The 26,217-nt window shown below is 73.9% G+C and carries 24 protein-coding genes and 1 riboswitch; of the genes, 18 read left to right on the top strand and 6 right to left on the bottom strand.

Features of this window, described 5'->3' with window-relative positions:
* Positions 1 to 119: 119 nt before the first annotated feature.
* Positions 120 to 695 (bottom strand): TerD family protein, encoded by a 576-nt coding sequence (locus tag HZS56_RS16185; RefSeq protein WP_216721387.1) that lies wholly within the window; start codon positions 693 to 695, stop codon positions 120 to 122.
* A 227-nt stretch (positions 696 to 922) separates the two neighbouring features.
* Here HZS56_RS16185 and HZS56_RS16180 point away from each other — a divergent pair, with 227 nt between their 5' ends.
* From HZS56_RS16180 to HZS56_RS16155, 6 genes are all read left to right on the top strand, one after another.
* A complete protein-coding gene (locus HZS56_RS16180; RefSeq protein ID WP_216721386.1) occupies positions 923 to 1,309 on the top strand; it encodes a BlaI/MecI/CopY family transcriptional regulator in 387 nt (128 codons plus the stop codon).
* Positions 1,310 to 1,315: 6 nt separating this feature from the next.
* Positions 1,316 to 2,248, top strand: a complete 933-nt coding sequence (locus tag HZS56_RS16175) for a M56 family metallopeptidase (protein WP_216721385.1) — start codon at positions 1,316 to 1,318, stop codon at positions 2,246 to 2,248.
* Positions 2,249 to 2,647: 399 nt separating this feature from the next.
* Positions 2,648 to 3,313, top strand: coding sequence for a fasciclin domain-containing protein (locus HZS56_RS16170; protein ID WP_216721384.1), 666 nt, complete (start codon positions 2,648 to 2,650; stop codon positions 3,311 to 3,313).
* 71 nt (positions 3,314 to 3,384) lie between these two features.
* Positions 3,385 to 3,570, top strand: a riboswitch (cobalamin riboswitch).
* A 99-nt stretch (positions 3,571 to 3,669) separates the two neighbouring features.
* Positions 3,670 to 4,752: an ABC transporter substrate-binding protein gene (locus HZS56_RS16165; protein WP_216721392.1), complete on the top strand. Its 1,083-nt coding sequence runs from the start codon at positions 3,670 to 3,672 to the stop codon at positions 4,750 to 4,752.
* Complete coding sequence (locus HZS56_RS16160; RefSeq protein ID WP_374201170.1) at positions 4,749 to 5,828, top strand: FecCD family ABC transporter permease; 1,080 nt, start codon at positions 4,749 to 4,751, stop codon at positions 5,826 to 5,828. The genes HZS56_RS16165 and HZS56_RS16160 overlap by 4 nt, the downstream gene beginning before the upstream one ends.
* Positions 5,825 to 6,655, top strand: a complete 831-nt coding sequence (locus HZS56_RS16155; RefSeq protein WP_216721383.1) for an ABC transporter ATP-binding protein — start codon at positions 5,825 to 5,827, stop codon at positions 6,653 to 6,655. The genes HZS56_RS16160 and HZS56_RS16155 overlap by 4 nt, the downstream gene beginning before the upstream one ends.
* Positions 6,656 to 6,779: 124 nt before the next feature.
* On the opposite strand, the gene HZS56_RS16150 is transcribed toward HZS56_RS16155, so the two are convergent.
* From HZS56_RS16150 to HZS56_RS16140, 3 genes are all read right to left on the bottom strand, one after another.
* Positions 6,780 to 7,232, bottom strand: a complete 453-nt coding sequence (locus HZS56_RS16150; protein WP_216721382.1) for a flavodoxin family protein — start codon at positions 7,230 to 7,232, stop codon at positions 6,780 to 6,782.
* Positions 7,233 to 7,326: 94 nt separating this feature from the next.
* Positions 7,327 to 8,961, bottom strand: coding sequence for an ABC-F family ATP-binding cassette domain-containing protein (locus HZS56_RS16145; protein WP_216721381.1), 1,635 nt, complete (start codon positions 8,959 to 8,961; stop codon positions 7,327 to 7,329).
* A 209-nt stretch (positions 8,962 to 9,170) separates the two neighbouring features.
* Entirely contained in the window at positions 9,171 to 9,944 is a 774-nt protein-coding gene (locus HZS56_RS16140) for an alpha/beta fold hydrolase (RefSeq protein WP_216721380.1), read from the bottom strand.
* A gap of 322 nt (positions 9,945 to 10,266) precedes the next feature.
* Here HZS56_RS16140 and HZS56_RS16135 point away from each other — a divergent pair, with 322 nt between their 5' ends.
* Genes HZS56_RS16135 through HZS56_RS16115 form a run of 5 tightly spaced genes read left to right on the top strand, consistent with a single transcriptional unit; the run spans position 10,267 to position 15,701 of the window.
* Entirely contained in the window at positions 10,267 to 11,547 is a 1,281-nt protein-coding gene (locus tag HZS56_RS16135; RefSeq protein ID WP_216721379.1) for an NAD(P)/FAD-dependent oxidoreductase, read from the top strand.
* Positions 11,544 to 12,287, top strand: a complete 744-nt coding sequence (locus tag HZS56_RS16130) for a DUF1365 domain-containing protein (RefSeq protein WP_216721378.1) — start codon at positions 11,544 to 11,546, stop codon at positions 12,285 to 12,287. Before HZS56_RS16135 ends, HZS56_RS16130 begins: the two co-directional genes overlap by 4 nt.
* Positions 12,284 to 13,570, top strand: a complete 1,287-nt coding sequence (locus HZS56_RS16125; RefSeq protein WP_216721377.1) for an SAM-dependent methyltransferase — start codon at positions 12,284 to 12,286, stop codon at positions 13,568 to 13,570. The genes HZS56_RS16130 and HZS56_RS16125 overlap by 4 nt, the downstream gene beginning before the upstream one ends.
* Positions 13,567 to 14,889 (top strand): SAM-dependent methyltransferase, encoded by a 1,323-nt coding sequence (locus tag HZS56_RS16120; RefSeq protein WP_216721376.1) that lies wholly within the window; start codon positions 13,567 to 13,569, stop codon positions 14,887 to 14,889. Before HZS56_RS16125 ends, HZS56_RS16120 begins: the two co-directional genes overlap by 4 nt.
* Positions 14,886 to 15,701 carry a DUF1295 domain-containing protein gene (locus tag HZS56_RS16115; RefSeq protein ID WP_216721375.1) on the top strand — a complete coding sequence of 272 codons (816 nt, stop codon included), beginning with the start codon at positions 14,886 to 14,888 and terminating at the stop codon, positions 15,699 to 15,701. The genes HZS56_RS16120 and HZS56_RS16115 overlap by 4 nt, the downstream gene beginning before the upstream one ends.
* A gap of 86 nt (positions 15,702 to 15,787) precedes the next feature.
* Here the strand turns inward: HZS56_RS16115 and HZS56_RS16110 are convergent, their stop codons facing one another.
* Positions 15,788 to 16,540, bottom strand: coding sequence for an anti-sigma factor (locus HZS56_RS16110; protein ID WP_216721374.1), 753 nt, complete (start codon positions 16,538 to 16,540; stop codon positions 15,788 to 15,790).
* Positions 16,540 to 17,124, bottom strand: a complete 585-nt coding sequence (locus tag HZS56_RS16105; protein ID WP_216721373.1) for a sigma-70 family RNA polymerase sigma factor — start codon at positions 17,122 to 17,124, stop codon at positions 16,540 to 16,542. Before HZS56_RS16105 ends, HZS56_RS16110 begins: the two co-directional genes overlap by 1 nt.
* 305 nt (positions 17,125 to 17,429) lie before the next feature.
* On the opposite strand from HZS56_RS16105, the gene HZS56_RS16100 reads away from it, so the two are divergent.
* The 7 genes from HZS56_RS16100 (at position 17,430) to HZS56_RS16070 (ending at position 26,188) form a co-directional block, all read left to right on the top strand.
* On the top strand, positions 17,430 to 17,942 hold the full coding sequence (locus HZS56_RS16100; RefSeq protein WP_216721372.1) for a GNAT family N-acetyltransferase: 513 nt from the start codon (positions 17,430 to 17,432) through the stop codon (positions 17,940 to 17,942).
* Positions 17,943 to 18,147: 205 nt separating this feature from the next.
* A complete protein-coding gene (locus HZS56_RS16095) occupies positions 18,148 to 19,254 on the top strand; it encodes a LacI family DNA-binding transcriptional regulator (protein ID WP_216721371.1) in 1,107 nt (368 codons plus the stop codon).
* Between the two features lie 92 nt (positions 19,255 to 19,346).
* Positions 19,347 to 20,945: an FAD-dependent oxidoreductase gene (locus HZS56_RS16090; RefSeq protein WP_216721370.1), complete on the top strand. Its 1,599-nt coding sequence runs from the start codon at positions 19,347 to 19,349 to the stop codon at positions 20,943 to 20,945.
* Positions 20,946 to 21,126: 181 nt separating this feature from the next.
* Positions 21,127 to 23,256 (top strand): hydantoinase/oxoprolinase family protein, encoded by a 2,130-nt coding sequence (locus tag HZS56_RS16085; protein ID WP_216721369.1) that lies wholly within the window; start codon positions 21,127 to 21,129, stop codon positions 23,254 to 23,256.
* Complete coding sequence (locus HZS56_RS16080) at positions 23,253 to 23,873, top strand: hypothetical protein (RefSeq protein ID WP_216721368.1); 621 nt, start codon at positions 23,253 to 23,255, stop codon at positions 23,871 to 23,873. The genes HZS56_RS16085 and HZS56_RS16080 overlap by 4 nt, the downstream gene beginning before the upstream one ends.
* A 3-nt stretch (positions 23,874 to 23,876) precedes the next feature.
* Positions 23,877 to 25,157 carry a TRAP transporter large permease subunit gene (locus HZS56_RS16075; RefSeq protein WP_216721367.1) on the top strand — a complete coding sequence of 427 codons (1,281 nt, stop codon included), beginning with the start codon at positions 23,877 to 23,879 and terminating at the stop codon, positions 25,155 to 25,157.
* A 26-nt stretch (positions 25,158 to 25,183) separates the two neighbouring features.
* Positions 25,184 to 26,188 (top strand): twin-arginine translocation signal domain-containing protein, encoded by a 1,005-nt coding sequence (locus HZS56_RS16070; RefSeq protein ID WP_216721366.1) that lies wholly within the window; start codon positions 25,184 to 25,186, stop codon positions 26,186 to 26,188.
* Positions 26,189 to 26,217 lie beyond the last annotated feature (29 nt).

Genomic DNA, 26,217 nt, shown 5'->3' with positions numbered 1-26,217 from the left:
GGAGAACGCAGTGGGAGTTTCCCTGGCCAAGGGCGGCAACGTCTCGCTCAGCAAGGGACCCCGCTCGACAGCCGGTCGCCGGCCACGGGTACGGGGACGGGTATGGGTGTGGGTACGGCTCAGACGTTGACGCCGAAGTCCGCCGCGATGCCTGCGAGGCCCGAGGCGTAACCCTGCCCGACCGCCCGGAACTTCCACTCGGCGCCGTGCCGGTACAGCTCGCCGAAGACCATCGCGGTCTCGGTCGAGGCGTCCTCGGACAGGTCGTAGCGGGCGAGTTCCTGTTCGTTCGCCTGGTTGACGACCCGGATGAACGCGTTGCGCACCTGGCCGAAGCTCTGGCCGCGGTTCTCCGCGTCGTGGATGGAGACCGGGAAGACGATCCGGTCGACCTCGGTGGGGACGGCGGCGAGGTTCACCTTGACCGCCTCGTCGTCGCCCTCGCCCTCGCCGGTGAGGTTGTCACCGGTGTGCTCGACCGAGCCGTCCGGGCTGGTGAGGTTGTTGTAGAAGACGAAGTGCCGGTCCGAGAGCACCTTGCCGGAGGTGTCGAGGAGCAGGGCGGAGGCGTCCAGGTCGTAGTCGGTGCCGGTCGTGGTGCGCACGTCCCAGCCCAGACCGACCAGTACGGCGGTCAGGCCCGGCGCCTCCTTGCTGAGCGAGACGTTGCCGCCCTTGGCCAGGGAAACTCCCACTGCGTTCTCCTTCGTCGTGTTCGCGTGTCACGGCTGCTGATCACGTTCCGTTGCGCACGTCCCGCCGATCACGACCGCCGGGCGCGTCCGTGCGCCCACTCGACAATCTACAACACTGTAGAAGTTGGCCCTCCGGCCCCTCTCCGGCCCCTCTCCGGCCGCCTTCCGGCCCGCCTTCTATACGATGTCGCCCCGGAAGACGGACGGCGGCAGTGAGGAGGCGGGTCGTGACGGACCACCGGCGTGCGCGGCGGCGGGGCCAGGGCGAGCTGGAGGCACTGGTGCTGTCGGCGCTGAGCGGGGCGGACGGCCCGGTGACGGCCGGCTGGGTCCAGGAGAACCTCGGCGGCGACCTCGCCTACACCACGGTCATCACGATCCTGACCCGGCTGCTGGAGAAGGGCGCGGTCAGCCGGGAGCGGGCGGGCCGGTCCTTCGCCTGGACTCCCGCCTCGGACCACGCCGGTCTGGCCGCGCGGAAGATGCGGAAGGTCCTGGACGCCGAGAGCGACCGTGAGGCGGTACTGGCCAGCTTCGTCACCGGCCTCGATCCGGACGACGAGCGGCTGCTGCGCGCGCTGCTCGGGCACGCCCGCGCCGCGGAGGGCGGCTGACGCCGCATGGGGGTCTTCGTCTTCCTGCCGCTGGTCCTGCCGCTCACGGCGTGGCCCGTCGCCCGGCTGGCCGAGCAGCACCTGCACCCGCGGACCGCGACCCGGCTGCTGACCGCCGTCGCCGCCGTGATGGCCCTGTGCAGCACCCTCTGCCTGGCCCTGCTCATGGTGGTCGGCACCGCGCAGCTCCCGGGCAACCCCCTGCCCGACGGCTGGTCCGACCCGGAGGTGCGGGCGGCGGTGCCCTACGACGAGGTCGCCGGCAAGGCGGCCATCCCGGCCCTGTGCGTGGTGGTCACGGCCTCGGCGCGGGCCCTGTGGCGTCACGGCCGGGTACGCCGCCGTGCCCACCGCGCCCTGGCCGGGCTGCCCGGCTCGACGGTGGCCGTACTGCCGGACGACGTGCCCTACGCGTACGCGCTGCCCGGCAGGCGCCGGGACCGGGTGGTGGTGACCACGGCCCTCCTCGACTGCCTGGAACCGGCTGAACGGCGTGCGCTGTTCGCCCATGAACGGGCCCATCTGACCGACCGGCACCACCGCTTCCTGCTGACCGTCCGGCTCGCCGCGCTGGCCAATCCGTTCCTGCGGCCCCTGCGGACCGTCGTCGCCTACACGGCGGAGCGGTGGGCCGACGAGACGGCCGCACGGGCGGTCGGCGACCGGCGCACGGTGGCGACCGCGATCGGCAAGGCGGCTCTCGTCTCCCGGGGCACGCCGGTCGCCACCCTCGCCGGTCTGGCGGCCCCCGGCCCGGTGCCGCGCCGGGTGGCGGCCCTGCTGGGCCCCGCTCCCGCGGTCCGCACCTGGCCCCCGGTCTTCACCTCGGTGGGCCTCGCAGCGTGGGGCGCGGCCGCCGGTACGGCCATGTCCGCGATGTCGTCCGCGAACGCCGCCGTCACCATGTTCCTCGTCCTCCGCGCCGCCACGCATCTCTGAGTGCTCCTCTCCTCCTCGGAGATTCCTCGGGAGATTCCCTCGGGAAAGACCAGGTCACAGCGGTGCCGGGAAAACTCCCTCACGCGATCGGGTGATCGGCCAATCCGGAACCGGGCCTGCTCCGGATTCCCGGTGTGAGCAGAGAACCGAGACCACGCCGCCGACGAACCGGCGGCTGACCCCGGATCCGGGTCGGCCGGCCGCCGCGCAGCGGCACCGCGTACTCGGCGGGCCGCCGTACGCCGACCGGGCCCCGCACCACAGCTCCCCGTCCACGACTCCGTCACAACGACCCGTACTCACGACTCCGTCACAACGACTCGTACTCACGACTCCGTATCCACGCAGCCTTCGTGATCCACGCATCCTTCGTGCTGCCTGTTTTCAGGGAGAACCTCCATGAACGCCCGTATTCGTCGTTCTGCCGTCGCCGTCGTCGCGGCCGCCGTCCTGCCCCTGTCGCTCGCCGCCTGTTCCGACGACGGCGACAGCGGCTCCTCGGACTCCGCCCAGGCTGAGTCGTCGGCCCCCGCGGCCGGCGGCGACCAGTCGGCGGACACCTCCGGCGGCATGTCCGGCGGCGACAGCGACGAGCCGTTCGGCCCGGCCTGCTCCACGGTGCCGAAGGAGGGCGCCGGTTCGTTCGACGGCATGGCCAAGGACCCCGTCGCCACCGCGGCGTCGAACAACCCGGCCCTGTCCACGCTGGTTTCGGCGGTGAAGAAGGCCGGCCTGGTCGACACGCTCAACAACGCCGAGAACATCACGGTGTTCGCGCCGACCAACGACGCCTTCGCGAAGATCCCGAAGGCCGACCTGGACAAGGTCCTGAACGACAAGGCGATGCTCACCGACATCCTGACCTACCACGTCGTGGGCCAGAAGCTCGCGCCCAAGGACCTGGAGAACGGCTCGTTCGACACCCTGCAGAAGTCCAAGCTGACCACCTCGGGCTCGGACGAGTCCTACAAGGTGAACGACTCCGCCAACGTCGTCTGCGGCAACGTCAAGACCGCCAACGCCAACGTCTACATCATCGACAGCGTCCTGATGCCGAAGAGCTGACGCGCGGGCGGGCGCGTCGGCGCCGGGGACGGGCAGGGCGGTCGCCCGCCCCCGGCGGTCCGGGGCCCCTGTGGTAGCTTGCGGAAGCCAGTCGAACCCACCTGGTGGGTCAGGGAATCCGGTGCGAATCCGGAGCTGACGCGCAGCGGTGAGGGTGACGGGCGGGACACGGGCCACTGGGCGGCACACGCCGCCCGGGAAGGCGTTCCGTCCGGACGAACCCGAGTCCGAAGACCTGCTGGCACCCGTGCCGCGTGCGGCGCGGGCCGCATCGTACGAACGGGCTTCGCGCATGAGCCCTCGACGCCAGAGGATCGTCCTTGCCCGCAGCGCGCCCCGTCGGCCTCCGCCGGACCCTGTTCTCCCGCCGTGCCCACGGCCTCTCCCGCTGTGCCCACGGTTTCTCGCGTCGTGCCCTGCGCGGTCCCGTCCTGCTCCTGTCCGGTGCCCTGCTGGCCGCCGGCTGCGGTTCGGGGACGTCCGGCGGCGACTCGGCCGCGGCGGACGCCGCGGCCGGCTACCCGCGCACCGTCCGCGACTGCGGACAGGACGTGGAGGTCACCGCGCCCCCCGAACGGGCGGTCTCCCTCAACCAGGGGACCACGGAGATACTCCTCTCACTCGGCCTCGCCGACCGCATGGCGGGCACCGCCACCTGGACCGACCCGGTCATGAAGGGACTGGAGAAGGCCAACGCGGGTGTGCCCCGGCTCGCCGACGACATGCCGTCCTTCGAGACGGTCCTGGACGCCGAACCCGACTTCGTCGCCGCCTCCTTCGCCTCCACGCTCGGCACCGGCGGCGTGGCCACGCCCGAACGGTTCGCCGAACTCGGCGTGCCCGCCTACCTCTCCCCGTCCGACTGCGCCGGAAAGGACAACAGCGGCGACGGCGACGGCGTCCGGGACGAGGCCCTCACCATGGACACGGTCTACGGCGAAGTCCGTGATCTGGCCCGCGTCTTCGACGTCGAGGAGCGCGGCGAGAAACTCGTCGCCGACCTCAAGTCCAGGGTGCGGAGGGCGACAGCCGGCATCGACGCCTCCGGCGTCGGCATCATGTACTGGTTCGCCAACTCCACCTCGCCCTACATGGCGGGCTGCTGCGGCGCCCCCGGCGTCATGACCCGGGCCGTCGGCGCGGAGAACGCCATGGACGACACCCACGAGGAATGGCCCCAGGTCGGCTGGGAGACGGTCGCCGACCGCGACCCGGACGTGCTGGTCCTCGGCGACCTCACCCGCAAGTCGCAGACGGCCGAGACGGCGGCCGGGAAGATCGAGTTCCTGGAGTCGAACCCCGTCACCAGGAACATGACCGCCGTACGCGAGAAGCGGTACGTGCTGCTCAGCGGCCAGGCCATGAACCCCACCATCCGCACGGTCGAGGGCATCGAGCAGGTGGCGGCCGCGCTGCGCGAGTACGGGCTCACCAAGTGACGTCCGCCGAGGGGGCGGAGACCGCGGGCCGGGCGGCCTCCGGCATACCCGTCGCCCGCCGTGTCCGCCCCGTGTGGCTGCCGGCCGCCGGGATCGCCGCCCTGTGCGTCTCGGTGGCCCTCGCCGTCACCGTCGGCCCGGCGGACATCGGCGTCGCCGACGTGTGGTCCGTGATCGCCGCCCACCTCGGCGCCGGCACCACCGCCGGGGACGTCTCCCCGCTCCGCGACGGCATCGTCTGGGACCTGCGGCTGCCCCGCACCCTCCTCGCGGCGGTGTGCGGCGCGGGACTCGCCGTGTGCGGCGCCGTCCTGCAGTCGCTGCTGCGCAACCCGCTCGCCGACCCCTTCGTCCTGGGCGTCTCCTCGGGCGCCTCGACCGGGGCCGTACTGGTCGTCGTCCTCGGCGTGGGCGGCGGCGCGCTGTCCGTCTCCGGCGGCGCGTTCCTCGGGGCGGTCTGCTCCTTCGCGCTGGTCATGCTGCTCAGCCACAGCCTGGGCGGCTCCACCGACCGGGTGGTGCTCGCGGGCGTGGCGGCGATGCAGCTGTTCTCCGCCCTCACCTCCTTCGTGGTGATGACCGCGGCCGACGCCGAGACCACCCGCGGTGTCCTGTTCTGGCTGCTCGGCTCGCTCGGCGGCGCCGGCTGGCCGGACGTGTGGACCGGCACGGCCGTTCTCGCGGTAGCCCTGGCCGTGTGCCTCGGTCACGCCAGGACGCTGGACGCCTTCGCCTTCGGCCAGGACGCCGCGGCCACGCTCGGCGTCCACGTGGCCCGCACCCGGCTGGTGCTGCTGTGCGTCACCGCCCTGCTCACCGCCGTGCTGGTCGCCTCGGCCGGCGCGATCGGCTTCGTCGGCCTGGTGCTGCCGCACGCCGTACGGGCCCTCACCGGCCCCGGGCACGCCCGTCTCCTGCCGCTCTGCGCGCTCTCCGGGGCCGTGTTCCTGGTGTGGGTCGACACCCTGGCCCGTACCGTCCTCGAACCCAAGGAGGTCCCGGTGGGCGTCGTGACCTCGCTGATCGGCGTGCCCGCCTTCGTCCTCGTGCTGTACCGCACCCGGAGGTACCGGTGACCCTGAGCGCCGAGCGGGTCTCCCGCGCCGCCGGTGGACGCCTGATCCTGGACGGCGTCGACCTGAGCCCCCGGCCCGGGGCCACGACCGGCCTGCTCGGCCCCAACGGCTCGGGCAAGTCGACCCTGCTGCGGCTGCTCGCCGGCGTACTCGCCCCGGCGTCCGGCGTCGTCACCCTCGACGGCCGCCCACTGGACCGGATGGGCCGCCGGGACGTCGCCCGCCGCGTGGCCGTGGTCGAGCAGCAGGCGGACACGCAGGTGGAACTGACGGCCCGGGACGTCGTCCGGCTCGGCCGCATTCCGCACCGCCGCTCCTGGGCACCGGCGTCGGCGGCCGACGAGGAGGCGGTCACCGACGCCCTGCGGCGCACCCGCCTCACCGCACAGGCCGACCGGCTCTGGCACACCCTCTCCGGGGGCGAGCGCCAGCGCGTCCAGATCGCCCGCGCCCTCGCCCAGCAGCCGCGCGAACTCCTGCTGGACGAACCGACCAACCACCTCGACCTCAGGCACCAGCTGGACGTGCTCGCGCTCGTCGCCGCGCTCCCCGTCACCAGCGTCGTCGCCCTGCACGACCTCAACCTCGCGGCGATGTACTGCGACCACCTGGTCGTACTCTCCGAGGGCCGCGTCGTGGCCCGCGGCGAACCGGCCGAGGTCCTGACGGCGGACCTGGTCGCGGAGGTGTACCGGGTCCACGCCGAGGTCACCCGCACCGGCCCCGACGACCGCCCGCACGTGCGCTTCCTGGCCACGCTGCCGGACCGGGCCGACCTCGGTCCGGACCAGACGGGTCTGGGTCCGGACGAGACGGGCCTAAGTTAGGACCAGACCGGCCTCGGCCCGGACTGAAACGGTCCCGCCCCGGGCCCAAACCCGACCGGTCCCGGCCCGGACCACACCGGCTGCGGCCCGGACCAGACCGGCCTCGAACGTGGTCCACGAAGCGTCACTCCGTCAGCCCGGCGGCGAGCGTGGCGCCCAGCTCCCAGCAGGCCTCCAGGTCGGCCCTGCCGGGTTCCCCGGTCGCACTCACCGCCGGTGCCGCCCGCTGCCAGCCGAGCCCCGTCGTGACCGACTCGATGCCGCGCACCGCGCCCGTGGTGTCGTTGCCCCCGTGCACGTAGTAGCCGAAGGGGCGGCCCCGCGTCTCGTCCAGGCACGGGTAGTAGACCTGGTCGAAGAAGTGCTTCAGCGCACCCGACATGTAACCCAGGTTGGCCGGAGTGCCCAGCAGGTAACCGTCGGCCTCCAGCACGTCGACGGCCGTGGCCGCCAGCGCCGCCCGCCGGACCACCCGCACCCCTTCGATCTCGGGCGCGGTCGCCCCGGACACGACGGCTTCGAGCATCGCCCGGCAGTTCGGCGACGGCGTGTGATGGACGATCAGCAAAGTGGCCACCCCCGAAGCCTGCCGCCCCGCACCCGCCGGCCGCAAACGGACACCACGTGCCCCGTCGCCGACCACTCGCCGCCGGCCGCACGCCCCCGGCGGCTCACTCCTGGGGCGCCCCCGTCTCCGTCAGCCCGCCGTCGGCCAGCTCCAGCCACCGGCCCACACCGATCTCCCGCAGGAACCGACGGTCGTGGCTGACGACCACGAAGGCTCCCCGGTAGGAGTTCAGCGCGCTCTCCAACTGTCCCACGCCGACCAGGTCGAGGTTGTTCGTCGGCTCGTCCAGGAGCAGCAGGTGCGGGGCCGGCCGCGCGCACAGGACACAGGCCAGCGTGGCCCGCAGCCGCTCGCCGCCGGACAGCAGTCCGACCGGCAGGTGCGCGCGGGCGCCCCGGAAGAGGAAGCGGGCGAGGAGGTTCATCCGCTCGGCCTCCGGCCGGTCCGGGGCGTGGGCGGCGAAGTTCTCGGCGACGGTACGTCCGTCGTCGAGCAGGTCCAGCCGCTGGGACAGGTACGCGACGCGCCCGTCGGCGCGCCTGACCCCGCCGCCCCCCGGTGCCAGGTCGCCGTTGACCAGACGCAGCAGCGTGCTCTTGCCCGTCCCGTTGGCCCCCGTCAGCGCGATCCGCTCGGGACCGCGGACCGTCAGGTCGACGCCGGCTCCCGCGAACACGTCCCTGTCGCCGAGCCGGATCCGCAGCCGCTCACCGAGGAAGAGGGTGCGCCCGGCGGGGACGTCCGTCTCCGGCAGATCCAGCGTGATGCGCTGCTCCTCGCGCAGTGACCGCTCCGCCTCGGCCAGCCGCGCCCTCGCCCCGCCCACCCGGTCGGCATGGGTCTGGCCCGCCCGCGCGGCGGACTCCTGTGCCCCGCGCTTCATGGTGCCCGCGAAGATCCGGGGAAGGCCGGCGTTCTTCAGATTGCGGGCGGCGTTGCTCGCGCGGCGGTCGGCACGCTCACGGGCCTGCTGCAGCTCCCGCTTCTCCCGCTTCAACTCCTGTTCGGCATTGCGGACGTTCTTCTCGGCCACCTCCTGCTCGGCACGGACCGCTTCCTCGTACGCGGTGAAGTTGCCGCCGTAGAAACGCAGTTCGCCTCGACCGAGTTCGGCGACGCGGTCCATGCGGTCGAGCAGCTCCCGGTCGTGGCTGACCAGCAGCAGGCAGCCGTGGTAGTCCGTCAGCACCTCGTGGAGCCTGCTGCGGGCCGCCACGTCCAGGTTGTTGGTGGGTTCGTCGAGCAGCAGCACGTCGGGCCGCTTCAGCAGCTGGGCGGCGAGCCCGAGGGAGACGACCTGGCCGCCGCTGAGCGTGCTCAGCCGCCGGTCCAGGGCGAGGCCGTCGAGGCCGAGGCGGTCGAGCTGGGCGCGGGTGCGCTCCTCGATGTCCCAGTCGTCGCCGATGACCGTGAAATGCTCCTCGGCCACGTCTCCGGACTCGACGGCGTCGATGGCCCGGACCACGGCGTCGACGCCGAGGACCTCGGCCACGGTGAGGCCGCCGGTCAGCGGAAGGGCCTGGGGCAGGTGGCCGAGGACACCGGACACCGACACGGAGCCCGCGGCGGGCCGCAGCTCCCCGGCGATCAGCTTGAGCAGGGTGGACTTGCCGGCACCGTTGGGGGCCACGAGGCCCGTACGGCCCGGGCCCGCGGTGAACGACAGGTCCTCGAAGACGGGGGTGGCATCGGGCCAGGAGAAGGACAGACGGGAGCAGCGGACGGTGGCGTCGGACATGGAGACGACCTCGGGGAGGCAAGGGGCAGGGAACAGACCACTGCCCGGCAGACAGGGAGGAAGGGAACGACGAGGAGGCCGCTGCGACGGCGCTCGAACGCGCCCGCTGCGGCCTGCCGGGACCGGGTCTCACCCGGAGATGTCGTCGTCACCCACCATGTCCGCGACTCCCTGCTCAACGGTGCTCAACGGTCGAAGTCCCCGCAAGGCTAGCAGCCGGGCTCCCGCACCGGCCCCGGCTCCGGCCCCGGTCCCAGGTCGGACGTGGTGTGCCGTCCCGGTCGGAGAACCGGCGGTTCGGCCGCCGCGAGGGCCTGGCCGTACAGCTCGCAGGGCGCCGCTTCGGCGTCGAGCAGGTGGGCGACCGCCGCCGTCGCGGTGCGGTGCCAGCGGGCGTGGTGGCGGAGCATCGCGTGGTCGCCGTCCTCCAGCAGCAGCATCCCCGCCCGGGCACCGGCGCCGCGGGCGCGGGCGACGTACGCGGCCGACTCGGCGGGGTCGGTGACGCGGTCGCGGCTGCCGTGCAGGACGAGTACGTCCCGGTCCCGCAGCTGGGCGACGGGCTCGCCCGGCGGACACCAGGGCGCGAGGGCCACCACCCCGCGCACCCGGTCGGCGCCCGCCGCGCGCAGGGCCGCCCGGCCGCCCATCGAGTGGCCGAGCAGGACCACCGGCACGTCACCGGCCAGGCCGTGCAGCTCGGCGAGGGCGCGCCGAGTGTCCCGCAGCGGTTCCGCGGCGGCGCCGTTCCAGCCGCGGCTGCGGTAGCGCACCCGGGCGAGCAGCACGTCGTCGCGGCCGGTGGCGGCCTCCAGGGCCCGCAGGAAGGGGCGCATCCGCAGCGCCGCGAGCTGCCACGGGCGGGCGGCACTGCGGCTCTCCGCCCGGCCGCCGTGCAGCACCAGAACGGCCGCTCGGGTCCGCGCCGGACGGCGCCGCACCCGCAGCGCCCCCTCCGTCGACGGTTCGCGCTCCACGCTCATGCCGGTCCGTTCCCTTCTGGACTTTCCGGTTCTCCCGGCTCTCCCGGTTCTCCGGTTCTTCCGGTCCTGCTGGTTCTTCCGGTTCTTCCGGTTCTTCCGGTTCTTCCGGTTCTTCCGGTTCTGCTGGTTATCAGGTTCTTCTGGTTTCTTCTGCTTTTCCCGTCCCTGCGTCTCCCGGATGATCCGTTGCCGCGCCGTTCCCGGACTGGTGTCCCCTCGCATGTCCCGTCGCAGCCGTTCACAGCCTGCTCCAATCCGCCCGGCCCCCGGCTCCGGATTACCCACGCCAGCGTTGATCACAGTCGGGTGGAGGAGCAGCGACATGCCGCGAGCGTCAGGGGAGGCCGCACGCCGTACCGCCGTCGTCGGCAGCGGAGTGGCGGGTCTGACCGCCGCACACGTACTGGGCGGGGCCCACCACGTCACCCTCTACGAGGCCGAGGGGCGCCTCGGCGGACACGCCCACACCCACGACCTCACCTCGTCCGACGGCCGCGTCCACCGGGTCGACTCGGGATTCATCGTGCACAACCGCCGCACCTACCCGAACCTCCTGCGTCTCTTCGACGAACTCGGTGTCGCCACCCAGGAGTCGGAGATGAGCATGTCGGTCCGGTGCGAGGGCTGCGGACTCGAGTACGCAGGCGCCCGCGGCCCCGCCGGACTGCTCGCCCGCCCGCGCAACGCCCTCCACGGCCCCTACCTGCGGCTGCTCGCACAGGTGCCCCGGTTCCACCGCGCCGCCCGCCGGCTGCTCACCGAGGACGCCGACCAGGCCCTGACGCTCGGCGAGTTCCTGGACCGCGAGGGCTTCTCGCCGTACTTCCGGGCCCACTTCATGACGCCCGTGGTCTCCGCGGTGTGGTCCTGCGACGCCGCCACCGCCCAGCGCTACCCGGCCGCCTACCTGTTCCGCTTCCTGCACCACCACGGCATGCTCGCCGTCGGCGGCTCGCCGGTGTGGCGCACGGTCACCGGCGGCTCCCGCTCCTACGTCGACCGGATCGCCGAGCGGCTGCCCGACGTCCGCACCGCCACCCCGGTCCGCGCCGTGACCCGGCACGCGGACGGCGTCGACGTCACCGCCGCCGACGGCACCACCGAGACCTACGACCACCTCGTCGTCGCCGTACACCCGGACCAGGCACTGGAGTTGCTGGCCGACCCGACGCCCGACGAGAAGGAGGTGCTCGGCGCCTTCCGCTACTCCCGCAACGCCACGCTCCTGCACACCGACACCACCCTGCTGCCCCGCTCCCGCAACGCCCGGTCGTCGTGGAACTACCTCATGCCGGCCTGCGACGCGGGCGCCGACCGGGTCAGGGTCAGCTACGACATGAACCGGCTGCAGCGCCTCGACGCCGCCGACCGCTACGTCGTCACGCTCGGCGGGGAGGACCGCGTCGACCCCGGCCGGGTGCTGGCCCGCATGACCTACGAACACCCCGTCTACACGCCCGAGTCGGTCGCCGCGCAGCGCCGCCTGCCCGCACTGCGCACGCCGGTCACCGCCTACGCCGGCGCCTACCACGGCTGGGGCTTCCACGAGGACGGCTGCCGCTCGGGGGTGCAGGCCGCCGCAGCCCTCGGAGTGACCTGGTGACCCCCGCCCCGACGGCACGACCCGGGCTGTACCCCTGCGAGATCGGGCACATACGCCTTGACCCGGTCCGGTACACCCTGCGCCACCGCACCTACATGTGGCTCGTCGACCTCGACCACCTCCCCGAACTGCCCCACCCGCTGCGCCCGCTGGCCGGATTCCGCGCCCGCGACCACTTCACCGGCGACGCCCCCACGCTGCGCGCGGGCCTGGAGCGCTTCCTCGCCTCCCGCGGTGTCGACCTGGAGGGCGGCCGGGTCCTGATGCTCACCCACGCCCGCGTCCTCGGCCACGTCTTCAACCCGCTGACCCTGTACTGGTGTCACGGCCCGGGCGGCGCCCCGCGCTGCGTGGTCGCCGAGGTGCACAACACCTACGGCGAACGCCACACCTACCTGCTGAACCCCGACGAGGCGGGCGTCGCGCACGTGGACAAGGAGTTCTACGTCTCGCCGTTCTTCCCGGTCGACGGCGCCTACCGCATGCGGCTGCCGCTGCCCGCGGACCGCCTCGACCTGACCGTACGCCTGGACCGCCCGGGCGCCCGGCCGTTCACCGCGACCGTGCGGGGCACCCGGCGGGAGGCGACCCCCGCCGCACTCCTGCGGCTCGCGCTGCGGCACCCCTTCTCGACCCTCGCGGTGTCGGCCGGGATCCGCAGGCACGGCATCCGTCTCTACCTGCGCGGTCTGCCCGTCCGGCCGCGCCCGAGTCACCGCACCACGGAGAAAGCGACATGACCGCAACCCACCCACGCCCCGCCGCCGCGACCCCCGTCCCCTCGGGCCGCCGCACCCCGGTCGACCCGCACCGCTGGCCCGACGTCGCCGCGCCGCCCAGGTCCTCCCGGGCGCGCCGCGCCGTCACCGCCGCCGTAGTGCGGCGCGCCCTCGGCCGGCTGCCCCTGCGGGTCCGGTTCGCCGACGGGGACACCGTCGGCCTCGGCGGTCCGCTGGTGGAGGTCCACGACCCCGACGCCTTCCACGGGCGGATCGGTGCCCAGGGCCTCATCGGCTTCGGCGAGTCCCACATGGCCGGGGAGTGGGACGCCCCGGACCTGGTCGGCGCCCTCACCGTGCTCGCCGCCCACGCGGCCGACCTGGTCCCCGCCCCGCTCCAGCGGCTGCGCGGCCTGTGGCACCAGCGCCGGCCCGCCGACCGGCGCAACACGCCCGAAGGCGCCCGGGACAACATCAGCAGCCACTACGACCTGTCCAACGACCTGTTCGCCCTCTTCCTGGACGACACCCTCAGCTACTCCTCCGCCGTCTTCCCCGTCTTCCCCGCCCGCCGCGCCTCGTTCGCCGCCGCCCAGCAGTGCAAGATCGACCGGCTGCTCGACCTCGCCGAGGTCGGCGAGGGCACCCGGCTCCTGGAGATCGGCACCGGCTGGGGCGAACTGGCCCTGCGCGCCGCCCGGCGCGGCGCCCACGTCACCTCGCTCACCCTCTCCCGCGAACAGCGCGACCGCGCCCTGGAACGCGCCCGCGAGGCGGGCCTAGCCGACCGGGTCCGGGTCGAACTGCGCGACTACCGCGAGGAGAAGGACACCTACGACGCCGTCGTCAGCGTCGAGATGATCGAGGCCGTCGGCGCCGAGTTCTGGCCGGTCTACTTCCGCACCCTCGACGAGCGCCTCGCCCCCGGCGGCCGGGCCGCCCTCCAGGCCATCACCATGCCGCACGAGCGCATGCTCGCCGCCCGCGACACCCACACCTGGATCCAGAAGTACGTCTTCCCCGGCGGCCTGATCCCCTCCACCGACGCGATAGAGGCGACCGTCCGCGACCACACCGGCCTGCGCGTCGCCCACCGGTACGACTTCGGCGCGCACTACGCCGAGACGCTGCGGCTGTGGCGCGAGCGGTTCACCGAGCGCGCCGCCGAGGTCGACGCCCTCGGTTTTGACGAGACCTTCCGGCGCCTGTGGACGTTCTACCTCGCCTACTCGGAGGCCGGCTTCCGCGCCGCCTACCTCGACGTCCAGCAGTACCTGTTCACCAAGGAGGGCACCGCCCGATGAGCACCGTCCGCACCGCCAGGACCGGCGCCGCCCACCGGCTCGCCGCGCTCGTCGAGGACGCGCTCGGCGGCCCGCTCCCCGTCCGGCTGCGCGCCTGGGACGGCTCCGAGACCGGCCCCGCCGAGGGCCCCGCGGTCGTCGTCCGCTCCCGGCGCGCCCTGCGCCGCCTGCTGTGGCAGCCCGGCGAACTCGGCCTGGCGCAGGCCTACGTCACCGGCGAACTCGACATCGACGGCGACCTCGCCGACGGCCTGCGCCGCATGTGGACGGCGACCCGCGAACGCCGGCTGCACCCGCCCCGCCTCTCCCTCGCGGACCGGGTCCGCGCGGCGGGCACCGCCGTCCGCCTCGGTGCCGTCGGCCCCCGCCCAGCGACCCCCGCCTCCCAGGCCCGGCTGCGCGGCGGCCTGCACACCAAGTCCCGCGACCGCGCCGCGATCAGCCACCACTACGACCTCTCCAACGACTTCTACCGGCTCCTCCTCGACGAGACCATGGCCTACTCGTGCGGGCTGTGGCCGGAGACGTACAGCGACGCCGACACCGAGACCGACGCAGCCGGCGCCCAGCGCGCCAAGCTTGAGCTGATCTGCCGCAAGCTGGGCCTCACCGACGGCTCCCGCCTCCTCGACATCGGCTGCGGCTGGGGCTCGCTGACCCTGTACGCGGCCGAACGGCACAAGACCCGGGTCACCGCGGTCACCCTCGCCGGGGAACAGGCGGCCCACGTGCGCGGACAGGTGCGGGAGCGCGGCCTGGCGGACCGGGTGGAGGTGATCTGCCAGGACTACCGCGACATCACCGGCGGCGACTACGACGCCGTCTCCACCGTCGAGATGGGCGAGCACGTCGGGGACGCCGAGTACCCGGCCTTCGCCGCCGCGCTGCACCGCATGGTCCGCCCCGGGGGACGCGTCCTGGTGCAGCAGATGTCCCGCGGACGCAACGCACCCGGCGGCGGCGCCTTCATCGAGGCCTACATCGCCCCCGACATGCACATGCGTCCCCTGGGCGAGACCGTCCAGCTCCTGGAGGACGCGGGGCTGGAAGTACGCCACGTCGAGTCGCTGCGCGAGCACTACGTCCGTACGGTCGCCGCCTGGCACCGCACCCTGGAGCAGCGCTGGGACGCGTTCGTCGCGCTGGCCGGCGAGGAGACGGCCCGGGTGTGGCGGCTGTACCTGGTGGGCGGCGCGCTCGCCTTCGAGCAGCGGCGCATGGGCGTCGACCAGATCCTGAGCGTCCGGCCCACCGCCGAGGGCGTCAGCGGGATGCCCGCGACGCCGGGGGAGTGGTACGAGCGGCTGGACCGTTCGTGAACGGCTTCCCGTGGGGCGCGTTCGCCGCGGGCCTCGGCTGGGCGGCGGCGGCCGCGTTCGCCGTCATGCTGGCCACCTTCGCCGTCGCCCTGCGCAAGGGCGTCCACCGGATCGTGGACGTCGCCTGGGGCCTCGGCTTCGCCGCCGTCGCCGCCGTGACCTGCTCGGTCGCGGCGGTGACGGGGGAGGGCGGCACCGGGCGCCAGGTGCTCGTCGGGGTACTGACCGTCGTATGGGGGGTGCGGCTGGCCGCGCACATCGCCCGGCGCGGCCGGGGCCACGGCGAGGACCCGCGCTACGACGCGATGCTCGCCAAGGCCCCCGGCAGCCGTAACCTCTACGCCCTGCGCATGGTCTACCTGCTCCAGGGCGCCCTGGTGTGGCTGGTGTCGCTGCCGGTGCAGGCCGCCGCGTACGGGGCCGGGGCGCCGTCGGTCCTGGCCTGGGCCGGAGCCGTGGTGTGGGCGGTGGGCCTGGCCTTCGAGTCCGTGGGGGACGCCCAGCTGGCCCGGTTCAGGGCGGACCCGGCCAACCGGGGGCACATCATGGACCGCGGGCTGTGGAGCTGGACCCGGCACCCCAACTACTTCGGCGACTTCTGCGTCTGGTGGGGCCTGTTCCTCATCGCCTGCGACGCGGGCCCCGGCGCCGCCGCGGTGTCCGTCGTCTCCCCGCTGGTGATGTCGTACCTGCTGATCGGTGGCAGTGGGAAGCGGCTCCTCGAGCGGCACATGGCCGACCGGCCGGGGTGGGGCGCCTACGCGGCACGCACCGGCGGCTTCTTCCCGCGTCCGCCGCGCGGGTCCGCGTAGGACCCCCGGTGCGGGACCGTCTCCGGTCCTGAACGAGAACTGAACCTGAAAGGGGGTGAGGGCCCGGCCCTCACCCCCTTTCAGGTTCAGGCAGGCATGCTCAGCAGCGCGACCGGGTCGGAGGTCGGCTGCTCCGACCCGCCGGCCGGCTCGACCGTGATGCCCACGCCCGCCGCACCGTCGACGGCCCCCTCCATCAGCACCGCCTGACTGGTGCTGCCGGAATCCATCAGGCCCGCCGAGCGCATCGTGCCGTGGTCGTCGAACCAGAGCTGGTACACCTTGCCCTGCGGCGGCTCGGCCATGCCCGAGGCCAGGAAGACCGCGCGGTCCCGGTCCTCGGAGACGACCAGCGTCCCGCGCGCCCCGTCGGACAGCCGTGCCGTACGGGACTCGGCGTCCGGCGCGGCCAGCACCCCGGCGAGGGTCTCGGCCCGCTGCTCGGCCTGTGCGGCGCGCTCCGCGGCGTCCTGCGCGCGTTCGTACTGCCACACCGCCGTGCCGCCGAGGCCCGCGGCGGCGGCCAGACAGGCGGCCAGCGCCCACCGGGCGAGACCCCGTCCGCGGGGCGCGGCGCGGCGGGCCTTCTGCGCCGTGCCGCCGTCCGGCGGAACCTGGCGCACGGTGGTGATGCGGTGCAGCACGCGCTCCTTGAGCACGGGACCCGGCGCAAGGGTCTCGGCCAGTCCCAGCCGGGCCGTGGCGGCGGCGAACTCCCGGGTCTCCTGGGCGCAGGTGACGCAGCCCGCCAGATGGCGTTCGAAGGCGTCCCGCTCGTCGTCGGGCAGCGCGTGCAGGGCGTAGGCGCCCGTCAGGCTGTGCAGGTCCTCGGTGCGCATCACGCGCTCACCCCCAGGCAGTCACGGAGCCGGATGAGACCGTCACGCAGTCGCGTCTTGACCGTGCCGAGCGGCAGCGCGAGCGCCTCGGCCACCTGCCGGTAGGTCAGGCCGCGGTAGTAGGCCAGGGTGACGGACTGGCGCTGTATGTCGGTCAGGGTGCGCAGACAGCGCCGCACCTGCTCCCGCTCCAGCCGGGTCTCGACCTGCTCGGTCACCTCGTCGTACTCGGGCGTCCGGTCGAGCAGGGCGGCCTTGTGGTCACGGGCCGCCGCGGCCTCCACCGAGCGCACCCGGTCGACCGCCCGCCGGTGGGCCAGGGTCAGGATCCAGTTGACCACCGTGCCGCGCTCGGGCCGGTAGCGGGGCGCCGTGCGCCACACCTCCACCAGCACCTCCTGCGCGACCTCCTCCGACTGCGCCTGGTCGCGCAGCACCGCCCGGGCCACCCCGAGCACGGACCCCGCCACCGCGTCGTAGACCGCGGCGAACGAGTCCTGATCGCCCAGGGCCACCTCACGCATCAGCTTCTGCAGATCTGGCTGGGACGACGGGTTTCTGCCGATGTGTACGGCTTCCTTCACGGTGGCTTCTCCAAGACGAGTGCGACGGGGCGTGGGTTTCCCCGCGTAATCCGGGGCCCCGCGGCCTGCGGATTGGTCGCCGGACGGCACGATACGCGGGGGCGACCTCGCCGGACGCCCTTCTTCCCGGGCAAGACCGCCGGTACACTGGCCACCGTTCGCGTTCAGGGAATCAGTCAAGAGGGAGGTGAGGTCGATGACCGTGTGCGCAGCCCCTCGTGGCGCCCGGGTCTCCCTCGCGTCCCGAGCGGCGTCCTGACCCCGCTTCCCGCAGAACGCACACCGGAAGGGATCATCGTCCCGTCATGCCCCGCACCTGGAACACCCGCGCCGAGACCGGCGCCGACATCCCCGTCGTCCGCGACATCGTCACCGCCGCCTTCCCCACCCCCGAGGAGGCCGCCCTCGTCGACGCGCTGCGCGCCGACCCCGGGGCGTGGATCGAGGGGCTGTCCCTCGTCGCGGTGGACGACTCCGACCGTCCCGTGGGCCATGCCCTGCTGACCCGGTGCCACATCGGGGACCGTCCGGCGCTGTGCCTGGCCCCCGTCGCGGTGCGTCCCGAGCGGCAGCGCGGCGGCGCCGGCACGGCCGCCGTGCGGGCCGCGCTGGACGCGGCCGGGCGGCTCGGCGAGCGCCACGTCGTCGTCCTCGGCCACCCCGAGTACTACCCGCGCTTCGGCTTCACCCGGGCATCCGCCCACGGCATCGGGCTGACCGTCGACGTCCCGGACGAGGCTCTGATGGCCCTCACCCTGGATGCCGCCCACCCGCTGCCCGCGGGCACCGTCCGGTACGCGGCGCCGTTCGGCATCTGATCCGACACGCACCGTGGCGGCGGGCGACCGTCCCGCCGCCACGGCGCGTTTTCTTCGGCGCAACCCCTTGACCCCGTGCCCGCCCTGCTTCACATTACTGGTTAATGCGCATTAGGTAATGCGCATTAACACGCAGTGCGGGAGAGCGGCGCGACACGGCGACGCCACAGAGCGGGCGCGAGAGAAGCGACAGAGAGGGGCGGCGGTGGCGAAGGAAGCCGCAGGGCGGGAGCGACCGGGCAGGGCGCCCGCACCGGCCGGCCGGCGGGGCCGGCCGAGGCAGGCCGAGGTCGCCAGGCTCGCGGGGGTCTCACAGGCGACGGTGTCCCTGGTGCTCTCGGGCCGCGACATCGCGACCGGGCGGCCGATCTCGGCACCGACCCGGGCCAAAGTCCTGGACGCCGCCCGCAGTCTCGGCTACGTCCCCGACCCGGCCGCCAGCCGGCTCGCCGCCGCCCGCAACAACCTGCTCGGCGTCTTCAGCTTCACCGCGACCTTCCCGACCGACGTCCGGCACTCGTACTACCCGTTCCTCGTCGGCGTGGAGCAGGAGGCCGCCGCCCAGGGGTACGACCTGGTGCTGTTCACCGGGTCGAGCACCGGGGGAGCGGGGGCCGGCGGCACCGGCGCGCTCAACCGCGTGCGCCTGGCCGACGGCTGCCTCTTCCTGGGCCGCCACGCCCCCTCGGACGAGCTGGGCCGGCTGGTCGCCGACGGCTTCCCCGTCGTCCACGTCGGCCGGCACGACGAACCGGAGGGCCTCGCCTGGGTGGGTGCCGACTACGTCAGCGCCAGCCGCGAGGTCGTCACCGCGCTCGCCGGACTCGGCCACCGCCGGGTCCTGCTGGTCCGCGAGGACGACGACGCGCCCGCGTCCGCCGACCGTGAACGCGGCTTCCTGGACGGTCTCGCGGCGAGCGGCCTGCCCGGCGGCCCCGGCGCCGTCTTCCGCAGCGGCGACCCGCGTCGCGATCTGACCGCCGACCGCATCCGGGCCTGGCTCGCCGACGGCGTGAGTGCCTTCGTCGCCGAGGAGACCGACACCGGAGCCGCCTGGCGTGCCCTGCGCGCCGCCGTCGACGAGGCGGGCCTGGACTGCCCCGGCCAGGTGTCCCTCGCGCTGCTCGGCAGTCCGCCCGCCGACCTCGCGGACGGACCGGTGCCGATGGGCTTCGACATCCCGCGCCCCGCCCTGGGCGCCGAGGCCGTGCGCCTGCTCGCCGCCCGGATCGGCGGCGGCCCGGCCGTGGGCACGTTCGTCGCCTGCGCCTTCCGGCCGGGCACCACCGCGGGACCACCGGCCACCCCCTGAACACACCCCCGTACCGACCACACCGACTCCAGGACCGCACACCCCCGTACCGACCTCACCCCCGTACCGACCGCACCACCAGAAGGAGCAGCGTGATACCGGAACCCGACATCCTCGTCGTCGGTGGCGGCCTCGGCGGCGTCGCCGCCGCCCTCGCCGCCTGCCGGGCCGGCCGCAGCGTCGTCCTGACCGAGGAGACGGACTGGATCGGCGGCCAGCTCACCAGCCAGGCCGTGCCGCCCGACGAGCACCCGTGGGTCGAGCAGTTCGGCACCACCGCCACCTACCGGCGGCTGCGCGAGGGCATCCGCCAGTACTACCGCCAGTGGTACCCCCTGCGGGCCGAGGCCGCCGCGCTCACCGACCTCAACCCCGGCGCGGGCCGGGTCAGCAAGCTCTGCCACGAGCCCCGCGCCGCCCTCGCCGTCCTGGAGGGCATGCTCGCCCCGCACCGGGCGGCCGGGCTGCTCACGGTCCTCACCGAGCACCGCCCGGTGGCCGCCGAGGCCGACGGCGACGCCGTACGTGCCGTCACCCTGGAGAACCTCCGCGACGGCACCCGCCGCACCGTCCCCGCCCGGTACGTCCTGGACGCCACCGAGACCGGCGAACTGCTCCACCTCGCCGGCGTCGAGCACGTCAACGGCGCCGAGTCCCGCGCCGAGTTCGACGAACCCCACGCACCCGAGCAGGCCCAGCCGGGCAACCAGCAGGGCATCACCGTCTGCTTCGCCCTCTCCCACCACGAGGGCGAGGACCACACCGTCGACCGCCCCGCCGACTACGACTTCTGGCGCGACTACAAGCCCGAGTTCTGGCCCGGCCCGCTGCTCGGCTTCGAGGCCCCCGACCCGCGCACCCTGGAACCGGTGCCGCGCACCTTCGAACCCAACCCCGACCTCGACCCGCTGGCCGTCAACGCCGACCAGAGCGCCGACGCGGGCGACAAGGAACTGTGGGGCTTCCGCCGCATCCTCGCCCGCAAGCTGCACAGCGACGGCGCCTTCGACTCCGACATCACCCTCGTCAACTGGCCCCTGAACGACTACTGGCTGAAGCCCTACATCGGCCAGGAGGCCGAAGCCCTGCGCGAGGCACGGCAGTTGTCCCTGTCGGTGCTCTACTGGCTGCAGACCGAGGCGCCCCGCAGCGACGGCGGCACCGGATTCCCGGGGCTGAGGTTGCGGCCCGACGTCACCGGCACCGAGGACGGCCTCGCCAAGGCGGCCTACGTGCGCGAGTCCCGCCGGATCAAGGCGGTCACCACCGTCACCGAGCACGACGTGGCCATCGACCTGATCGGCCCGTACGGCCGCACCCGCCACCGGGACTCCGTGGGCGTCGGCAACTACCGCATCGACCTGCACCCGTCCACCGGCGGCGACGGCTACGTCGACATCGGCTCCGTGCCCTTCGAGATACCGCTCGGCGCCCTCGTGCCCCGCCGGGTGCGCAACCTGCTGCCGGCCGGCAAGAACCTCGGCACCACGCACATCACCAACGGCTGCTACCGCCTGCACCCGGTGGAGTGGAACATCGGCGAGGTCGCCGGAGCCCTCGCCGCCCACTGCCTCGCCGAGAACGTGGAGCCGCACCAGGTGCAGGCCGAGGACAAGCGGTACGACGAGTTCGCCAAGGTGCTCGACCGCGCCGGCGTGGAGCGTCACTGGCCCGACGTCAGGGGCTACTGAACGACCCCGCGCGCGAGGGGGTGTCGTTCGGATCCGGCCGGTTCCAGGCAACGGTGCGTTGCCGCCGACCCCGGCAGGATCCGGACCACGCCCCCAGGGGAGTCCGGGCGGGGCAGCACCACCTGCCCCGCCCGGTGACCGCCCGCGTGCGGACCGACCCAGCACAAGGAGGTGCCCGGACATGACCACCCACCGCATCCGCGTCGGCATCGACGTGGGCGGAACCTTCACCGACGCCGTGGCGGTCGACGCCACGACGCTCAGGCTCGTGGGCCAGGTGAAGGTACCCACGAGCCACCATCACGAGGACGGCGTCGCGCACGGCATCGTCGAGGCGCTCGACCGGCTGCTGAAGCAGACCGGACACGCACCCGCCGACGTCGCGTTCCTGGCGCACGGCACGACACAGGCTACCAACGCCCTGCTGGAGGGCGACGTCGCCACCGTCGGCCTGCTCGGCATCGGCACCGGCGGCGGAACGTACTTCACCCGCCGGCTCGCCACCCTGGCCAAGCTCGAACTCACCCCCGGCAAGCGGCTGCCGCTGCACTACGCGCACGTGGCCGACCCCGACGACGCCCCCGCCGTCCGGGCCGCCGTCGGACGGCTCACGGAGTCCGGCGCCCAGGCCCTGGTGGCCAGCGAGCCCTTCGGCGTCGACCGGCCCGAGGGCGAGGAGGCGGTCGCCGACGCGGCCCGCGCCACCGGCCTGCCGACCACCGCCGCGCACGAGATCACCTCCCTGTACGGGCTGCGCAAGCGCACCCGCACCGCCGTCGTCAACGCGGCGATCCTGCCCCGGATGCTGGCCACCGCCGACCTCGTCGACGCCTCCATCACCAAGGCCGGGGTCACCGCGCCGCTGATGGTGATGCGCTGCGACGGGGGAGTGATGTCCCTGGACGAGATGCGCAGGAGGCCCCTGCTCACGGTGCTGTCCGGGCCGGCCGCCGGAGTCGCCGGCGCGCTGATGCAGGAGCGGGTCAGCGAGGGCGTGTTCCTGGAGACCGGCGGCACCTCCACCGACATCAGCGTCGTCAGGCGCGGCAAGGTCGCGGTACGGCACGCGGTCCTGCTCGGGCAGAGCTCCTACCTCAACGCCCTCGACGTCCGCACCGTCGGCGTCGGCGGCGGCTCCATGGTCCGCGTCTCGGGCGGCCGGGTCACCGGCACCGGACCGCGCAGCGCGCACATCGCCGGGCTGCCGTACGCCTGCTACGCCGACCCGGCCGACCTGCGGGACGCGAAGCTGACCATGATCAGCCCGCTGCCCGGCGACCCCGCCGACTACGCGGTCCTGGATGCGGCCGGCGGCCGGTTCGCGCTCACCATGACCTGTGCCGCGAACGCCCTCGGCCTGGCCCCCGAGGGCGACTTCGCCCACGCCGGCCCGGAGACCGCCCGCGCCGCGCTGGCCCCGCTCGCCGCCGCCCTGGGCACCGACGTGCCCACCGCCGCCGCCCGGCTCCTGGACGCCGGCACCGACCGGGTGAAGTCCGTCGTGGACGACCTCGTGCGCGAGTACCGCCTCGACACCGACACCGCCGTCCTCGTCGGCGGGGGCGGCGGCGCGGCCTCCGTCACCCCGCACCTGGCAGCCCGCACCGGCATGACCGGCCGCATCGCGCAGCACGCCGAGGTCATCAGCCCCATCGGTGTCGCCCTCGCCCTGGTCCGCGAGCAGGTCGAGCGGATCGTGCCCGGAGCCACCCAGGAGCAGATCCTCGCCGTCCGCGCCGAGGCCGAACGCGCCGTGGTCCAGCAGGGCGCCGCCGCCGACGGTGTCGAGGTCGAGGTCACCGTCGACCCGCAGACCAACGTCGTGCGCGCCGTCGCCACCGGCGCCACCGAACTGCGCACCCAGGACCGCTCCCACCGGGCCGACGACGCCGAGCGCCTGCGCCTGGCCGCCGCCAGCCTGAAGACCGACCCGGCGGACGTGCAGGTGATCGCCGGCACCCCCGCGCACACCGTGTACGGCGTCGAGGTCCGCCGCCGGTTCCGGCCCGTCCGGCACCCGGTGCGCGTCGTCGACGCGGACGGCGTCGTACGGCACCACGCCACCGACGCCCGGGTCGAGGCCACCACCGTCGCCGGCGCCCCCGAGGTGCTGGCCAAGCTGGTCGCCGAGCACACCTCCTACGGCGACGGAGGCGTCCGCGCCCCCGCCGTGCGGCTGCTGCTCGGCTCCCGCATCGCCGACCTCTCCGGCGTACTGGACCCGCAGCCGCTGCTCGCCCTGGCCCGCAGCGAACTGCGCTCCCGTGCCGCCGACGAGCCGGTGGTCGCCGTACTGGAGGTGCGCGAATGAGCGTGTCACAGGCCCCGGGGACGGCCGACCTCGCCGCCACCGACGACCTCGGCTGGGCCGTGCGGCTGCTGGCCGCCACCCCGACCCACGAGCACCGCGACCCGGAACTGCTGCGCCGGTGGGCGCGGGCGGCTGACGCGTTCGGCGCCGCCCTCGCGCCCGTCGCGTGCACCGCCCGGGTCGTGGAGAGCGAGGGCGGGCTCGAACTCGGGCTACTGGCCCGCTACGGCTCCAGACCTCCCACGGTCGAGCTGTTCACCGACACGATCGACCTCGCGGAACGGACCGTCGACGCCCGCGGCTGGCGCCACTGGTACCCGCCCGGTTCGGTGCGGGCCGCCGCCCTCGCCCACGAGGCGGTGCACGTCCACCTCCACCACGGCCCCGCGAAGGCCGCCCTGAAGCAGGCCCTCGGGCACAGCGCCCTGCGCCTGGGCCGGCTGCGCGTACCCGGCCACGTCGCCGGCGCGGAGGAGGTGGCCGCGCACGCCTACGCCCGTACCGTCTGCGGACTCGGCCGCAGCCCCCTGCTGCTGACCGCCGCCCTGGCCGCCGAGGCCGAGGCCGGGAGCGGGACCACCCCACCACCTGCACGTGACGCAAGAAGAGAGAACTGACCCATGGGTGTCGTCATCCTCCTCGTCATGGCGGCCGGCGTCGCCGCGATGCTCACCCGCAAGCTCCCCACCGCCTTCGCGCTGGTCCTGCTCGCCGTGGTCATCGCCTTCCTCTCCGGCGCACCCCTGACCGGCGAGAACAGCGTCCTGGACACGGTGCTCCAGGAGGGCGCCCCGGCGCTCGCGGCGACGATGGTCGCCATCATCCTCGGCTCCTGGCTGGGCAAGCTCCTCGACGAGACCGGCATCGCGGGCACCCTCGTCCGCAAGATCGTCGAGTTCGGCGGCGACCGGCCCACCGTCGTCGCCCTCGGGGTGCTCGCCGTCTCCGCGCTCGTCGGCACCGTCACCGGCTCGGCGCCCGCCGCGATGCTGGCCGGCATCATCGGCATCCCCGCCATGGTCGCCGTCGGCGTGCCGAAGGTGACGGCCGCCGGCACCGTGCTGATGGGCATCGCGGTCGGCGTCCCCTTCGAGCTGCCCGTCTGGCAGTTCTTCTCCACCGCCCTCGACCTGCCGGTCGACACCGTGCGCGGCTTCATGGTGAAGCTGTTCCCGTTCGCCCTGGTCGCCGCGGTCGCCTACGTCGTCGTCGAGAACCGGCGGCGCGGCACCGAGCACGCCTGGTCGCTCAAGTCCGTCTCCGCGCGCCCGGCCCCGCGCCGCGAACGCCTCGGCGACGCGCCCTGGTACGCGCTGCTCGCCCCCGTGGTCCCGCTGGTCCTGGCCCTCGGCCTGGACGTCGCCATCATCCCCTCGATGCTGGCCGGCGTGCTCTACGCGCTGGTCACCACCACCCGGCCCGGCGAGATGAACAAGCGGCTGCTGCGCACCCTGTACGGCGGCTTCGAGGTGGCCGCGCCGCCGCTCGCCCTGTTCGTGGCGATCGGCATCCTGCTGGCGGCCGTCGAGCTGCCCGGCGCGGTGGACGCCCTGGAGCCGCTGATGAAGGCGGTCAGCCCGCAGAACCCGGTGCTGTTCGTCATCGTCTTCACCCTGCTGGTGCCGCTGTGCCTCTACCGCGGCCCGCTGAACGTGTTCGGCCTCGGCGCGGGCATCGCGGGCGTCCTCATCGCCACCGGCATCTACCCGGCCGTCGCCGTCCTGGGCATGGCCACCTCCTACAACCAGGTCTTCGGCGTCGCCGACCCGACCAGCACCCAGACCGTGTGGGCCGCGCAGTACGCGGGCGTCAGCCCGCAGCAGGTCATGCTCCGCACCCTGCCCTACGTCTGGCTGGTCGCCCTGGGCGGCATGTGCGTCACCGCCGCCCTGTACGTGTGACCCTTCCCCTCTCTCCAGGAGTCGACATGCACGAGCCGCACCTCGACCGCCGACTGTTCCTGAAGGGCACGGCCGCCACCGGCGCCGCCCTCGCGCTGGGCGCCACCGCCGTGCCCACCGCCTCCGCCGCGCCCGGCGGGTTCCCCGACTACACCTACGTCCGCACCCTGCTGACCCCGTCCCGGCTCGCCTACAACCCCACCGGCGAGATCATCTTCCCGACCGTACGGGGCGTCTACGACCGGCTGCCCGCGAACGGCCGGCTCGGCCGCTACTACCTCTACTACGCCCCGCACGACGCCCCCGGCGGCATCTGCCTGGCCTACGGCGACTCGCTGGAGGGCCCGTTCACGGAGTACCCGCACAACCCGATCGTCTCCAAGAAGTGGTCGCCGCACTACTCCGTCAGCCACGTCTCCTCGCCGCACGTGATGTGGCACGCGGGCCGCAAGGAGATGTGGCTGTACTTCCACGGCGAGAACACCACGACCAGGCTGGCCCGTTCCGCCGACGGCGTCGACTTCACGTACGACAAGGTCGTGCTGAGCACCTCGATGCTGCCGTCCGGCACCACCGAGACCTCGTACGCGCGGGTCTTCCCGCACGAACTGCCCTCGCGCGGCGCCCACTACGTCATGGTGTTCATGATGAACAACAAGTCGGACCACCGGGACATCGGCTGGGGCTGGTCCGCGGACGGCCGCGACTGGACCTTCTCCCAGGAGCCGCTGGTGCGCCACGGCGACGTCGGCGCCGTCAACGTGGGCGGCCCGCACCTGCTGCACCGGAACAACAGCACGTACGTCGTCTACAACAAGGACAAGGAGAGCGGCGGCGACCTGATGATCACCGAGGTCGGCAACGACTTCTCCCGCCGCGAGCACCTCGGAGTGTTCTACGACTCCCGGAATTCCGCACCGGAGAACGGACGTTCCGCCTCGCCGTCCTTCGGCACGGACCACGGCGTCCCCTACATGATCTACGAGGCGGGGGAGCGCCTGGCCGGTTCGATCGCGATGGCCCGGGGCTGACCGGCGGCCCTGGCCGCCGCCGTGCACGA

The organism is Streptomyces mayonensis, assembly GCF_018982965.1.
GTDB classification, from domain to species: Bacteria; Actinomycetota; Actinomycetes; order Streptomycetales; family Streptomycetaceae; genus Streptomyces; species Streptomyces mayonensis.
The sequence above is the reverse complement of the archived record's forward strand: the minus strand, read 5'-3'. Positions and strand labels throughout refer to the sequence as shown.

What these genes read in the sequence shown, in the direction of transcription:
- HZS56_RS16085 (WP_216721369.1), top strand. Translation starts at nt 21,127, where the DNA reads ATGACCACCCACCGCATCCGCGTCGGCATCGACGTGGGCGGAACCTTC.
- HZS56_RS16070 (WP_216721366.1), top strand. Translation starts at nt 25,184, where the DNA reads ATGCACGAGCCGCACCTCGACCGCCGACTGTTCCTGAAGGGCACGGCC.
- HZS56_RS16080 (WP_216721368.1), top strand. Translation starts at nt 23,253, where the DNA reads ATGAGCGTGTCACAGGCCCCGGGGACGGCCGACCTCGCCGCCACCGAC.
- HZS56_RS16170 (WP_216721384.1), top strand. Translation starts at nt 2,648, where the DNA reads ATGAACGCCCGTATTCGTCGTTCTGCCGTCGCCGTCGTCGCGGCCGCC.
- HZS56_RS16135 (WP_216721379.1), top strand. Translation starts at nt 10,267, where the DNA reads ATGCCGCGAGCGTCAGGGGAGGCCGCACGCCGTACCGCCGTCGTCGGC.
- HZS56_RS16140 (WP_216721380.1), bottom strand. Translation starts at nt 9,944, where the DNA reads ATGAGCGTGGAGCGCGAACCGTCGACGGAGGGGGCGCTGCGGGTGCGG.
- HZS56_RS16145 (WP_216721381.1), bottom strand. Translation starts at nt 8,961, where the DNA reads ATGTCCGACGCCACCGTCCGCTGCTCCCGTCTGTCCTTCTCCTGGCCC.
- HZS56_RS16110 (WP_216721374.1), bottom strand. Translation starts at nt 16,540, where the DNA reads ATGCGCACCGAGGACCTGCACAGCCTGACGGGCGCCTACGCCCTGCAC.
- HZS56_RS16075 (WP_216721367.1), top strand. Translation starts at nt 23,877, where the DNA reads ATGGGTGTCGTCATCCTCCTCGTCATGGCGGCCGGCGTCGCCGCGATG.
- HZS56_RS16175 (WP_216721385.1), top strand. Translation starts at nt 1,316, where the DNA reads ATGGGGGTCTTCGTCTTCCTGCCGCTGGTCCTGCCGCTCACGGCGTGG.
- HZS56_RS16100 (WP_216721372.1), top strand. Translation starts at nt 17,430, where the DNA reads ATGCCCCGCACCTGGAACACCCGCGCCGAGACCGGCGCCGACATCCCC.
- HZS56_RS16125 (WP_216721377.1), top strand. Translation starts at nt 12,284, where the DNA reads ATGACCGCAACCCACCCACGCCCCGCCGCCGCGACCCCCGTCCCCTCG.
- HZS56_RS16120 (WP_216721376.1), top strand. Translation starts at nt 13,567, where the DNA reads ATGAGCACCGTCCGCACCGCCAGGACCGGCGCCGCCCACCGGCTCGCC.